11 protein-coding genes are annotated in these 13,356 nt (G+C 54.5%); 5 read left to right on the forward strand and 6 right to left on the reverse strand.

The features are described 5' to 3' along the window. Positions 1 to 149 precede the first annotated feature (149 nt). A complete protein-coding gene (locus tag VW41_09570; protein AJZ89267.1) occupies positions 150 to 1,094 on the reverse strand; it encodes a hypothetical protein in 945 nt (314 codons plus the stop codon). Positions 1,095 to 1,638: 544 nt separating this feature from the next. Here VW41_09570 and pntA point away from each other — a divergent pair. Next, positions 1,639 to 3,168 (forward strand): NAD(P) transhydrogenase subunit alpha, encoded by a 1,530-nt coding sequence (gene pntA, locus VW41_09575; protein AJZ89268.1) that lies wholly within the window; start codon positions 1,639 to 1,641, stop codon positions 3,166 to 3,168. A 10-nt stretch (positions 3,169 to 3,178) separates the two neighbouring features. Next, positions 3,179 to 4,567 (forward strand): pyridine nucleotide transhydrogenase, encoded by a 1,389-nt coding sequence (gene pntB, locus VW41_09580; protein AJZ89269.1) that lies wholly within the window; start codon positions 3,179 to 3,181, stop codon positions 4,565 to 4,567. A 63-nt stretch (positions 4,568 to 4,630) separates the two neighbouring features. Here pntB and VW41_09585 read toward each other — a convergent pair whose 3' ends face one another. The 3 genes from VW41_09585 to VW41_09595 all read right to left on the reverse strand — a co-directional run bounded on the left by VW41_09585 (position 4,631) and on the right by VW41_09595 (position 7,175). Then, the gene (locus VW41_09585) at positions 4,631 to 5,581 is read right to left on the reverse strand and encodes a universal stress protein UspE (GenBank protein AJZ89270.1); all 951 of its coding nucleotides are present in this window, start codon (positions 5,579 to 5,581) and stop codon (positions 4,631 to 4,633) included. A 133-nt stretch (positions 5,582 to 5,714) separates the two neighbouring features. Next, on the reverse strand, positions 5,715 to 6,467 hold the full coding sequence (locus VW41_09590) for a transcriptional regulator (protein AJZ89271.1): 753 nt from the start codon (positions 6,465 to 6,467) through the stop codon (positions 5,715 to 5,717). A 192-nt stretch (positions 6,468 to 6,659) separates the two neighbouring features. Then, positions 6,660 to 7,175 carry a cysteine methyltransferase gene (locus VW41_09595; GenBank protein AJZ89272.1) on the reverse strand — a complete coding sequence of 172 codons (516 nt, stop codon included), beginning with the start codon at positions 7,173 to 7,175 and terminating at the stop codon, positions 6,660 to 6,662. A 448-nt stretch (positions 7,176 to 7,623) separates the two neighbouring features. Here VW41_09595 and VW41_09600 point away from each other — a divergent pair, with 448 nt between their 5' ends. Further along, positions 7,624 to 8,187, forward strand: coding sequence for a DNA endonuclease SmrA (locus tag VW41_09600; protein ID AJZ89273.1), 564 nt, complete (start codon positions 7,624 to 7,626; stop codon positions 8,185 to 8,187). Positions 8,188 to 8,218: 31 nt separating this feature from the next. Here VW41_09600 and VW41_09605 read toward each other — a convergent pair whose 3' ends face one another. Further along, the gene (locus VW41_09605) at positions 8,219 to 9,142 is read right to left on the reverse strand and encodes a LysR family transcriptional regulator (GenBank protein AJZ89274.1); all 924 of its coding nucleotides are present in this window, start codon (positions 9,140 to 9,142) and stop codon (positions 8,219 to 8,221) included. Between the two features lie 379 nt (positions 9,143 to 9,521). On the opposite strand from VW41_09605, the gene VW41_09610 reads away from it, so the two are divergent. After that, positions 9,522 to 10,865, forward strand: a complete 1,344-nt coding sequence (locus VW41_09610; GenBank protein AJZ89275.1) for a hypothetical protein — start codon at positions 9,522 to 9,524, stop codon at positions 10,863 to 10,865. A gap of 41 nt (positions 10,866 to 10,906) precedes the next feature. After that, on the forward strand, positions 10,907 to 12,409 hold the full coding sequence (locus VW41_09615) for a carboxylesterase (GenBank protein AJZ89276.1): 1,503 nt from the start codon (positions 10,907 to 10,909) through the stop codon (positions 12,407 to 12,409). Here VW41_09615 and VW41_09620 read toward each other — a convergent pair. Further along, positions 12,396 to 13,250, reverse strand: a complete 855-nt coding sequence (locus VW41_09620; GenBank protein AJZ89277.1) for a LysR family transcriptional regulator — start codon at positions 13,248 to 13,250, stop codon at positions 12,396 to 12,398. The genes VW41_09615 and VW41_09620 overlap by 14 nt on opposite strands. Positions 13,251 to 13,356 lie beyond the last annotated feature (106 nt).

Raw genomic sequence — 13,356 nt, forward strand, 5'->3', positions numbered from 1 at the left:
ATTTTGCTTTTTCGCATATAAATGGAGGATCACGCTAAGGCGCGGGATTTTACGGAGTGTGTACACTGCTTGCAATGCGTGAGGTGCGATAAAATGATTTGAGTGCAAAAAAAAGGCAGCTTTCGCTGCCTTTCGGGATGTGGTGTATCTTATTTAAACAGGTCTGCGCTGACGGTTAAGTTGTTGCCGCGTTCCTGCCACTGACGAGTGATGTGGTAGAACTTAGCGCCTTTTTCGGCCGCACGTTTTGCCACCTGGTAGGAGACGTCGGTCATGCTGCTGAAGTTACCGGTGAACTTAATGCTGTCAAACGGCACCATCTGAGCCGCAGTAATCTTGTTCACTTCCTGCACTTTTGTGCCGTCCGGCAGCGTTACGGTATAGCGCGTACCCTGAGAAGACTGGGTTTCAAAGAAACGACCAACGTCAGAAGACGGTGTTTCAGAAGAGGCTACGCCTGGAATTTCCACATTCTTGGCGGCTGCACCGCCCGCAGCGAGTGCGGCTTTACCTGCTTCGGAGTTTGCCGGCAGCAGGTCCGGGCTTTGCACAACGCGTTTTTTAGCGTCGGCTTTATAAATAAACGCTGTGATGCGCTGGTTGCCGCCCTGGTTGGCATCGACCTGACGGACGATAAAGAAGGATGCGGCGCCTTTTTCGCGCGCGGCTTTAGTAATGGCATCGTTAACATCAGGCTGAGTGCGGAAGAAACCCTGAACGGTAACGGTATCAAAAGGTTCAAGCTTGTAAGCCTGATCTTTCGGCAGCTCCATTACGCCATTGATGACACGATTCTTAGGCGCATCGGCTTTAGGCGCATCATTTTTATATACATCAGCCACAACGCGGGAGTTGCCGCTTTCACCCATAGCGCTGGTGTCCAGCACATAGAATGAGGCTGCACCAATAGCATCTGCGCGGCGAGAAACGGCAGCAACAGCGTCGCCGATTGCATTAAAACGGCCTGTAATAGTGATTCGATCGTACGGCTTAAGTGCGGCCGCCTGCTCTGGCGTCAGTTCGGTGGCCGCCTGAGCGGACAGTGAGGTGACGGAAATAAGAGCTGACGCCAGAAGGGTGTTCTTGAGATTCATAAAAATAATCCTTCGCCTTGCGCAAAATGAGTACTGGTACTTCTCTGATAAAGACCGATTAGTCGCCGATTATGGCTGGAAATAACGTCCTTGTCTGCGCCATTTTTCACGCCGTGTGCCTTACTGGCGGTGAATAACAGTAGCAAACGTTATTAAGTTAAAAAAAGAGGCGTTCACAGGTAAAACTGATAAAGCTTATGACTTATTTAGTTAAAATGTTGTTAAAAATGAGTTTTGCTGCGGCGCAGAATCATGTCTTACCGTCTCGCTTAAGCGTATTATCAGGCCTCTGCGTGTAAATAGAGATTAAAATGACTGCCTGAGCTCATGATGACTGAATTTTTGCGATAAAAATACAAATACCCGGATACGGATGTGGATCACAGTCGTTATTTTCAGTAGGTTATAAAAAGTTTGTTACAGATGTATTTTTTGTTGAAGTGGTAATGGAACAGATATCTGCCTGCATGCGTGGGCGGATGCTTGCGTCTGGCCATGGCAAGGTCTGGCAAACCATCATCAAAAACAGATGGAAGGGAATACTATGCGTATTGGTGTACCAAGAGAGCGGTTGGCCAATGAAACCCGTGTAGCCGCCACGCCGAAAACGGTAGAGCAGCTGATTAAACTGGGGTTCAGTGTCGCCGTTGAAAGCGATGCGGGAAAACTGGCAAGTTTTGACGACGAAGCGTTTGAGCGCGCGGGGGCGAGCATTGCCGACAGCGCCGAGGTCTGGCAGTCGGACATTATTCTTAAAGTGAATGCGCCGCTGGAAAACGAAATTGATCTTGCCCGGGAAGGATCAACATTGGTCAGCTTTATCTGGCCGGCACAAAACCCTGAGCTGCTCGAAAAACTGGCGGCGCGGAACATTACCGTCATGGCGATGGACTCCGTACCGCGTATTTCGCGTGCACAATCTCTGGATGCGCTTAGCTCCATGGCTAACATCGCCGGCTATCGCGCCATTGTTGAAGCCGCGCATGAGTTTGGCCGCTTCTTTACCGGTCAAATCACCGCTGCGGGTAAAGTCCCGCCAGCCAAAGTGATGGTTATCGGCGCGGGCGTTGCGGGCCTGGCGGCCATTGGCGCGGCCAATAGCCTCGGGGCAATTGTTCGTGCGTTTGATACCCGCCCGGAAGTGAAAGAGCAGGTGCAAAGCATGGGGGCCGAATTCCTGGAGCTGGACTTCAAGGAAGAGGCCGGCAGCGGGGATGGCTACGCGAAGGTGATGTCCGAAGCCTTTATTAAAGCCGAAATGGCGCTGTTTGCGGCCCAGGCGAAAGAGGTGGATATCATTGTGACCACCGCGCTGATTCCGGGCAAGCCTGCGCCGAAGCTGATTACCCGTGAAATGGTTGACTCCATGCAGCCGGGCAGCGTGATTGTCGATCTTGCGGCACAAAACGGCGGCAACTGTGAGTACACCGTTGCAAACCAGGTCACCGTTACGCCTAACGGCGTGAAGGTCATCGGCTATACGGACCTGCCGGGCCGATTGCCAACCCAGTCCTCTCAGCTGTACGGTACTAACCTCGTTAATCTGCTCAAGCTGTTGTGCAAGGAAAAAGACGGCAATATCACCGTCGATTTTGATGACGTGGTTGTGCGCGGCGTGACCGTTATCCGCGAAGGTGAAGTGACCTGGCCTGCGCCACCGATTCAGGTGTCCGCTCAGCCTCAGGCCGCAGCAAAACCAGCGGCGGCGCCGGTCGAAGAGAAAAAACCAACGTCTCCGTGGTTTAAATACGGCCTGATGGCGCTGGCTATCATCCTGTTTGGCTGGTTTGCGAGCGTGGCGCCAAAAGAGTTCCTTGGCCACTTTACCGTCTTTGCGCTGGCCTGCGTGGTGGGTTACTACGTGGTGTGGAACGTTTCCCATGCCTTGCATACGCCGCTGATGTCGGTGACTAACGCCATTTCAGGGATCATTGTGGTGGGTGCGTTGCTGCAGATTGGTCACGGCGGCTGGGTCAGCTTCCTGAGCTTCATTGCGGTACTGATCGCCAGTATCAATATTTTTGGTGGTTTCACTGTCACTCAGCGCATGCTGAAAATGTTCCGGAAGAACTAAGGGGTAACAAATGTCTGGAGGATTAGTTACAGCTGCATACATTGTTGCCGCGATCCTGTTTATTTTTAGTCTGGCTGGCCTGTCCAAACACGAAACCTCAAAGCAGGGCAACCTGTTTGGTATCGCGGGGATGGCGATTGCGCTGGTGGCGACCATTTTTGGTCCGGAAACCGGTAACGTAGTATGGATTATCATCGCAATGGTGATAGGCGGGGCGATTGGTATTCACCTGGCGAAGAAGGTCGAAATGACCGAGATGCCAGAGCTGGTTGCCGTGCTGCACAGCTTTGTGGGCCTGGCGGCGGTGCTAGTTGGCTTTAATAGCTACCTGGATCACGGCCCGGGCCTTGAGCCTATTATGGAGAATATCCACTTAACGGAAGTCTTCATCGGGATCTTCATCGGGGCAGTCACCTTCACCGGGTCTATCGTGGCCTTCGGCAAACTGCGCGGTAAAATTTCGTCTAAACCGCTGATGCTGCCCAATCGTCATAAGCTGAATCTGGCGGCGCTGGTGGTTTCTTTTGCGCTGTTGCTGGTGTTCGTGCGGACAGAAAGCGTTGGCCTGCAGGTTCTGGCTGTTCTGGTGATGACGGTTATTGCGCTGGCGTTTGGCTGGCATCTGGTGGCGTCTATCGGTGGGGCCGACATGCCCGTTGTGGTGTCGATGCTTAACTCGTACTCCGGTTGGGCGGCAGCGGCTGCGGGCTTTATGCTCAGCAACGACCTGCTTATTGTCACCGGGGCGCTGGTAGGCTCATCCGGTGCTATCCTGTCGTACATCATGTGTAAGGCGATGAACCGCTCGTTTATCAGCGTTATCGCCGGTGGTTTCGGCACCGACGGTTCTTCTACCGGTGAAACGGAAGAGGCGGGTGAACACCGTGAAATTAGCGCGGAAGAAACCGCTGAGATGCTGAAGAACTCCACGTCGGTTATTATCACTCCAGGCTACGGCATGGCGGTGGCCCAGGCACAGTATCCGGTGGCAGAAATTACCGAAAAACTGCGCGCGCGCGGAGTCAAAGTGCGTTTTGGTATTCACCCTGTCGCGGGGCGTTTGCCGGGCCACATGAACGTGCTGCTGGCCGAAGCGCGAGTGCCGTACGATGTCGTGCTGGAAATGGACGAAATCAATGACGACTTCGCTGATACCGACACCGTCCTGGTTATCGGGGCGAACGACACCGTGAACCCAGCCGCTCAGGACGATCCGCGCAGCCCAATCGCCGGTATGCCGGTGCTTGAAGTGTGGAAAGCGCAGAACGTGATTGTCTTTAAACGCTCAATGAACACCGGCTATGCAGGCGTGCAGAACCCACTGTTCTTTAAAGAGAATACCCAGATGCTGTTTGGCGATGCCAAAGCCAGCGTCGAAGCGATTCTGAAAGCGTTATAAGCCTTAGCTGTCTGGTAAAAGCCGCCCGAAAGGGCGGCTTTTTTGTTATCGCGTGGGAGCTGGTCAGTCGTCTTCCGGGTCATCCATCTCAACCGGCGTCTGGTAATCGTCCGGTTTTATCACCAGTAAATCACAGCGTAAATGGTCGATCACCTGTTCTGCGGTATTCCCCAGAAACGCCGCGGAAAGTCCCGTGCGCCCGACGGTACCGAGCACGACAATCCCGGCCTGAAGATGTTCTGCCAGATCCGGGATAACCTCTTCCGGTAGCCCTTTCTCGACGTGCGTCATCTTTTCGTCAATGCCGTATTTCTGGCGCAGGGCCTTCATGGCAACAAGATGCTGGCCGCGAATAGCGTCGTTATAAACGCTCGGGTCAAAATCAGGCAGCTCGATGGCGATATTGATTGGAGTGACCGGATACGCGCCGATGAGGTGAACTTCGGTGTGGTTGACATCATCCGCCAGCTTCAGCGTTTCTCGCACCAGTTTTTCATTTAGCGCGTTGTGGTACAGCTCTTCACTGGCAAGATTCACCGCCACCAGCGCCTTACCGCCTTCCGGCCACGGCTGGTCTTTTACCATCCACACCGGGCAGGGGCATTTACGCAGCAAATGCCAGTCGGTTGGGGTGAAGATCACGGCTTCCAGTTTGTCATGCTGGTGCGCCATTTTTAGCAGCAGATCGTGCCCGCCGGCGATCACTTCCTGGATGATGGCTTCGAACGGGCGGTTATGCCACACCACCTTAATATCAATAGGGATCCCGGCTTCGATGTAGTAATGCGCCTGTTGTTTAATCCAGGCCGTCCGCTGGCTGATAACCCCTTTGCGCATAGCGGTGCGTTCATCGGGTGACAACAGCGTGGTCATTACGTAGGAAAAATCATAGATAGGCAGGAAGGCTTTGATCCTGCCGCCAATCCGTTGATGCAAATAAACAGCACGCCGCAGGGCAGGTTGATCGTCCTGGTTAGGGTCAATCGCGACTAGCATGTTTTGGTAGTTTGCCATACAGGTCTCCTTACAACTGCTTAACCACAGTCTGTGAAGTAAGATTAACCCATAAGAAAGGAATGAAACAGGTGGAGAACCCTTGCCGGGTCAATAAAAGGGATAAAAGGCGGCCCGGCAAAGGTGGCGGTTATCAGGCGACGTTGCGTGACTGGCCCGCGAGGTCTGATAACAGATCGATATTCTCGATGGTAATGTACTTACCTTTCACCGCCAGCATACCGTTTTTCTGGAAGCGCCCCAGCAGGCGGCTGATGGTTTCTACCGTCAGACCGAGGTAGTTACCGATATCGCCGCGGGTCATGGTCAGGCGGAACTCGCGTGGCGAAAAGCCGCGCTGCGCGAAACGGCGAGAAAGATTGTAGATAAACGCCGCCAGGCGCTCTTCGGCATTCTTTTTCGACAGCAGCAAAATCATGTCCTGGTCGCCTTTAATCTCGCCGCTCATCAGGCGCATCATCTGCTGGCGCAGGCTCGGCATTTTGCCGGACAGATCGTCGAGGGTTTCAAACGGGATTTCACAAACCATCGAGGTTTCCAGCGCCTGAGCAAAGCTCGGGTGGTGGCCAGTGCCGATGGCGTCGAAGCCAACCAGATCGCCCGCGAGGTGGAAACCGGTGATTTGCTCATCGCCTTGCTCGGTAATGGTGTAGCTTTTGATGGTGCCGGAGCGGATAGCGTACAGCGATTTCAGTTCATCACCTGCTTTAAACAGGGTTTGTCCCTTTTGAATCGGCTTTTTACGCTCGATGATATTATCAAGCTGATCGAGTTCATGCTCATTAAGCGTGAAGGGGATGCATAATTGACTGATGCTGCAATCCTGGCAATGGATAGCACAACCGCCAGACTGAATTCGTCGAATAATACGCTTTTCAGGGATCATAGATATGCTCGGACCGTAATTGATATTGGTCAATTTTAACATCTTTTTCGCGATCAGGTAAGTCTGGCAGAACGTAACTCGGACAATAATAAAGGTAGGGAGTCAAAAAATGGCCTTCATCTTGTTGAATTCCCTGAAACATTAAAATGCAGCTACGTTATTTCGGAATAAATAGCCGCACTTTTGGCACCTTTACAGTAATAAATAACCTTCATGGCGCAGCAGCCATTCTTTTCGCGCCACGCCACCTGCGTAGCCGGTCATCGTCCCGTTCCGGCCAATGACGCGATGGCACGGTACCACGATGCTCACCGGGTTCGAACCGTTCGCGGCGCCGACCGCGCGTGCGGCCCCGGCGCGGCCCAGTAGTTCTGCGAGCTGCCCGTAGTGCATCACTTGCCCGCAGGGAATATCACGCAGGGCCTGCCAAACCTGGCGCTGGAAATCCGTGCCGGCGGTAGCGGTGGGAAGAGAATCAATCGCTGCCATGTCGCCGGAAAAATAGTCACGCAGCTTGTCGCTAAGGCCGCCAGGATTACGGCTGCTAACGCGTTGAAAGCCTTGTTTACCATAGTGAATATTCAGCAGCTGTTCCATGCGGTCGCTGTGTTCTTCCCATTCCACGGCCCGAAGCCGGAACTGTTCATCGCACAGGACCCACAGCGGCCCAACCGGGGTGTCAATCTTATCTTCCAGTATTGTCAGCACGGTATTACTCCGTTTTTGGTGAGACTGAGCGAATGCCCGGCTCATTTTGAGGCTGAAAAGATAACATGCCCCCAACGACGTCAGCCAGACCTCAAAAGGATTATCCGCGCGCGCGTATACGCTGATGGGGAATCGAAGATAGCGAAAATAACGGCCAGACAGCGGAGGAAAAAACTGAATATCATCCCTGAGCTATTACCCGAAATAGTTAGCGTCGGGCTGTCTGATTGCGGCGATGATTATTTTCCCTGAGAAGAGAATAATAATTTCTTACGTGGTTATTTGATTTACGTTTCTTTAACGTAATTGCAAACTATTAATTTGTCTTTTAAAGAAATGGTGACATGAGGACTTCGTTATTATTCCCGGAATAAGCCCCATGCCTGCCCCGTTGAGCCTCAGGCAGGGCGGGGTTATAGTAGCGGCAGCTAACTCAGGAGGATTGACCGTGAACCTTGACGACAAATCGCTGTTTCTTGACGCCATGGAGGATGTCAAACCGCTGAAAAACTGTGCGGACAGCCAGTGGATCAAACCTCAGAAAGAGAACATTGCCGTAAGGCCAGACCCCACCCAGCTTGACAACTTTCTCACCACCGACTTTCTGGATATCATTTCCCTGGACACGCCGCTGGAGTACAAGCGGGAGGGGCTGCAGAGCGGGGTGCTGGACAAGCTCCGGCTGGGGAAATATAGCCAACAGGCAAGCCTTAATCTGCTCCGCCAGCCCGTTGAGCGCTGCCGGCAGATGCTGTTTGCCTACATCATGCAGGCCAAAAAGGATGGTTTGCGCAATCTGCTGATCGTGCACGGCAAAGGGCGAGAAGATAAGTCCCATGCCAATATTGTACGCAGCTTCCTGGCTCGCTGGCTGGCCGAGTTTGACGAAGTACAGGCTTTTTGCGTGGCGATGCCGCACCACGGCGGCAGCGGGGCCTGCTATGTTGCTTTAAAAAAATCAGAGCAGGCCAGGCTGGAAACGTGGGAAAAACACGCCAAACGAAGCCGTTAAGCGTGAAGTTGCAAAAGTGCGGCTATTGCCCTCAGGAGGGCATTGATTTACGAATCGACGACAGCAAAATTTGCGCGGCCGTTGAGAGCTGAGTATCCACCCGCGTGAGTATACCGATAGGTTCCCCGACGCCCGGGATCGGGATAGGAAGCGCGGTTAGCGTGCCCTGACGCAAATCGTCCTTCACCGCACCGGAAGGCACAAACCAGACATAGTTGTACTCTACGGTCAACTGGCGCGAGAGCGAAGCTGAAAGCGTTTCGATGCAGGTTGAAGGTAGCTTGCATCCCTGTGAGGCGAGCAAGGACTCTGCGTTGTCCCGCGGCACCGTGCCCTGGGGGGAAACCACCGCAGGCCACTCCATCACCCGGCTAAGGGTAATATTTTCATGCAGCAGCGGGTGATTAGGGCGGACAACCAGCTTGAGAGACTCGAGGAACAGCAGTTCATAGTTTAGGCCCGTCATCAGCTCAGGATCGGACATGCGGCCAATCCCTAAATCAAGCTCCCCAGACTTAAGCCCCGCCAGCAACATGGTGTTATTCATGGTGCCGACCTGCAGAGTGACGTCGCTCTGCTGCTTATGAAACTCGCCGATCACCGCCGGTAAAATGCCCAGCGCAGCAGTAGGCAGGGCGCCAATACGCACCACATCAGAAGGCCGGTCTTCCCGGCGAACAAAAGACTGCCCGGCATGATTCAGGGCATCAAGCACTTTCACCGCATGGGTTAAAAACTGCTCGCCGGTGAGCGTCAACTGCGCGCCTAACCGTCCGCGTTCAAACAGGCGGGTGCCGGTGAGTTGCTCCAGCTCATTGAGGGTTTTGGAGAGCGCCGGCTGGCTCAGGTTAAGAGTTTCAGCCGCGCGACCCAGTGTTCCCTGCTGAGCGACGGCCACGAAAGTATGTAAATGGCGCAAGCGAATGCGCTGACTGAAGAGACCATTTTTTTCCATAAGCGATGTTAAAAACAGACCGGCTTCGCTGACAAGCCTTGGTGTTGAATTTTGATAACCTCATTGCAAAATATCATTAACATTTAGCTATGATCTGGTACATAACCGGTTTAAATAAGAGAAGATTTTTTCGACAAGGGTGGGGCTAATGTGCTGAAAAGTGACGGCGGTCTGCAGATTTTGTCATGCCCTGTTTTAGTTAATTTTTTGTTAATTTATAATTCAGGGTATGGCCATTCTTCATAACGCATTGTTATGTAATGTGCTGAAAAAATTACTTTTTAGGCGCTGCAAAGCAGATCACAAAATGGAAATTCTTCCTGATAAGTGGTCTACCAGGCTCTACGCTTTCAGCACTATCCACTGGAGGCATGACATCATGGCGAACACCCTCACGGCCGATGAGATTCGGGACAAATTTTCGCAAGCTATGTCGGCGATGTACCAGCAAGAAGTCCCGCAGTACGGCACCTTGTTAGAACTCGTGGCGGATGTAAATCTCGCCGTGCTGGAGCACGACCCTGAACTGTACCAGCAGCTGGAAAACGCCGACGAACTGGCAAGATTAAACGTGGAGCGTCACGGCGCAATTCGCGTAGGCAAGGCTGAAGAACTCGCGGTGCTTAAGCGAATTTTTGCAGTAATGGGCATGTATCCGGTGGGATACTACGACCTTTCGCAGGCCGGGGTGCCGGTGCATTCCACCGCTTTTCGCCCGATTGACGACCAGGCGCTGGCGCGTAATCCCTTCCGCGTGTTTACCTCTTTATTGCGTCTTGAGCTTATCGATAACCCGGCGCTCAGAGCCCGGGCCGCCGCTATCCTCGAGAAACGCGACATTTTCACTCCCGGCTGCCGTAAAATGCTCGATCTCCACGACAGGCAGGGAGGATTCAGCGAGGCAGAGGCAAACACCTTCGTGGCCGAAGCGCTGGAAACCTTCCGCTGGCATCAGCATGCTACCGTTGACGCCGAAACCTACCGTGCGCTTCACGACGAACACCGTCTGATTGCTGACGTGGTTTGCTTCCGCGGTTGCCATATTAACCATCTCACGCCGCGCACGCTGGACATCGACCGGGTTCAGGCGCTGATGCCAGAGCGAGGGATCTCCCCCAAAGCCATAATTGAAGGCCCACCCCGCCGTGAGCGGCCTATCTTGCTGCGCCAGACCAGTTTTAAAGCGCTTGAAGAGCCTATTTTGTTTGCCGGCGAGCACCACGGCACGCACACGGCGCGTTTTGGTGAGATTGAACAACGCGGTGTGGCGCTGACGCCCAAAGGCCGCGCGCTGTATGATGAGCTATTGCTTGAAGCGGGAAACGGCACGGACAACCTGAGCCATCAGCACCATTTGCAGGAAGTGTTCAGCCGCTTCCCGGACAGCGACGCGCTGCTCCGCCGCCAGGGCCTGGCCTATTTTCGCTACCGCCTGACGCCGGTGGGCGACATGCACCGGCAGTCCATCAAACCGGGGGACGATCCGCAGTTGCTGATTGAGCGCGGCTGGCTCATCGCCCAGCCTATAATCTATGAAGATTTCCTGCCGGTAAGCGCGGCGGGCATCTTCCAGTCAAATTTAGGCAGCGACGGCGGCCACCGGCAGCACGGTCACTCCAGCCGCAGTGAGTTCGAAACGGCACTGGGTGCGGCGGTCGCCGATGAGTTCAGCCTTTATCAACAGGCGGAGGATCGCAGCAAACGGCGTTGCGGTTTACTGTAAACGCGTTACCCTGCTGGAATATCAGTCACAAGGAACAGCAGATGGAACACGTTGTTAACGTCGCTCAGGGTCAACTGAGCGGCGTCCTTCAGGGGGATATTGCGGTGTATCGCGGTATTCCCTTTGCCATGCCCCCCATTGGAAACCTGCGCTGGCGAGCGCCTCAGCCGCCTGAAAACTGGCAAGATATTCGGGTCGCGGATACTTTCGCTCCTGCCTGCTGGCAAAGCCTGGAATACTGTAAAGCCGTCGGCGGCGGCGACCCGGGGCAGTTCTCAGAAGACTGCCTTTACCTCAATATCTGGACACCCGCCCGGCGAGCAGACAAACCGTTGCCCGTCATGGTCTGGCTGCACGGAGGTGGCTACACCATCGGCGCGGGCTCTTTGCCGCCGTATGATGGCACCGCCCTGGCCTCACGCGGCGTTGTGTTAGTGACGGTGAATTACCGGCTCGGGCATCTGGGCTTTTTTGCTCACCCTGCGCTGGACGAAGAAAACCCTGATGGCCCAATCCATAATTTTGGCTTGCTCGATCAGATAGCTGCGCTGAGATGGGTGAAAGAAAACATCGCGGCCTTTGGCGGAGATGCCGGCAACGTTACGCTATTTGGCGAGTCAGCAGGCGCTCGCAGCGTGCTGTCTCTGCTGGCGTCGCCTTTAGCCAGCGGCCTGTTCCACAAAGGCATTATACAAAGCGCCTATACGCTGCCGGATGTCGATCGCCGTCAAGCCTTGAAGCGCGGCGTGGCGGTTGCCGAACATTTTGGGCTGAAAAATGCGAATGCGGAGTCGCTGCGTTCCCTTCCCGCCAGTGAACTATGGGCGCTGGAAACCCCGCTCAATATCGGGCCGACGCCGGTCAGCGGCGATATCGTTCTGCCTGACCCGATGCTGGACACGTTTTTTGCCGGGCGGCAGCACCGCATGCCGTTGATGGTGGGCAGCAACAGCGATGAGGCAAGCGTGCTGAGCTACTTCGGGATAGATCCCGCCGGACAGGTTGAGCTTCTGCGCCGGGAAAAGCGTCTTGGGCTGGGGCTTATCAAACTGCTGTATCCCGGCGTTAAAGGCGATGCTGAGCTGGGGCGTCAGGTATGCCGGGATATGGCCTTTACCACGCTGGGGTTTGTCGTGATGCAGGCGCAGCAGCGCGTCGGCCAGCCCTGCTGGCGTTATTATTTTGACTACGTGGCGGAGGCCGAGCGTGAAACTTACGCCCACGGGACATGGCACGGCAACGAAGTCGCTTATGTCTTTAACACGCTGCAGCTTTCCCCGTCGGCCAGTGAATATGTGACTGAACGGGATCTGCAATTTGCCGCGCATATTGGCGATTATTGGGTTAGCTTCGCCCGCAGCGCCGGGGCGCACAGCAAAGCGTTACCGGGGCCGCTAAGCTGGCCTGCCAGCACCAAAGGGCGGGACCGCACGCTGCGGCTGGGCGTTCATCTGCGGGCGCAGTTTAAGGTAGAAAATCGCTTTATGCGGCTGAGAATGCAGTTATTTAAGCGAGTGATGAAACACCACGTCAGTCTGGACTGAATAACGCATTGCAAAAGGCTTCCAGCCCGGCGGCGCCTTCACTGCCGGGTTTCACCGCCAGGCGGTAAGCGGCGCCGGTTTTTACGCTACCGGCAAAAGGCCGTACCAGCCGCCCGGTACGAAGATCCTCGGCCACCAGCGTTTCGTCCGCTATTGCAATGCCAAACCCCTGAATGGCGGCGCTGATCGCCAAATCCATTGTGTCAAAATGCTGATTTTTCAGCATCGTTTGCCACGGCGGGGAGGGGTTATCTGACAGCCATAATGACCAGTCGGTGCGATCGCGGGTCGGGTGCAAAAAGGTCAATCGCTCCCAGTTGCCTGGTTCTGGCGGCAGCAGGGCCTGGCTAATGACCGGCGTCAGTCTTTCTTCAAACAGCAGCGTACCGCTTCTGGCCTGCTGACCAAACACAATGGCGGCGTCAAACGGCTCGTTTTTGAAATTAACGCCGTGCTCTACCGTGGTCGTCAACGCCACCTGAATCTCCGGCATACGTTGCTCAAGCTGAATCAGTTTCGGCACCAGCCAGCGCATGGCGCAGGTTGGGGCTTTAAGACGAATAATCTCAGGCTTATGGCAGGCCCGGCCGGCCACGTCCAGCAGCGTGTTGAAAGCGCTCTGAAGGTCGGGCAGCAGGGCGCTGCCCTGTGGCGTAAGGCGTAACCCGCGGGCGTGGCGTTCAAAAAGCGCGAACCCCAGCCACTGTTCTAATGCGGCGATTTTACGGCTGACGGCTCCCTGGGTCAGGCAAAGTTCTTTTGCTGCTTTGGTGAGATTCAGGTGCCTGGCCGTGACCAGGAAAGCATCGAGAGTATTAAGAGGAAAATTACGCCGGGTCATGATGCTCTCCGCTGAGCTATGCATTTTTTGCATGGCTATTATGACAACAATTCGATTGTCGTGGCAATCGGGGCAAGATTGAATACTTATGCAAATCGCATCATGT

It is taken from the genome of Klebsiella michiganensis, assembly GCA_000963575.1.
In the GTDB taxonomy this organism is placed as follows: domain Bacteria; phylum Pseudomonadota; class Gammaproteobacteria; order Enterobacterales; family Enterobacteriaceae; genus Cedecea; species Cedecea michiganensis_A.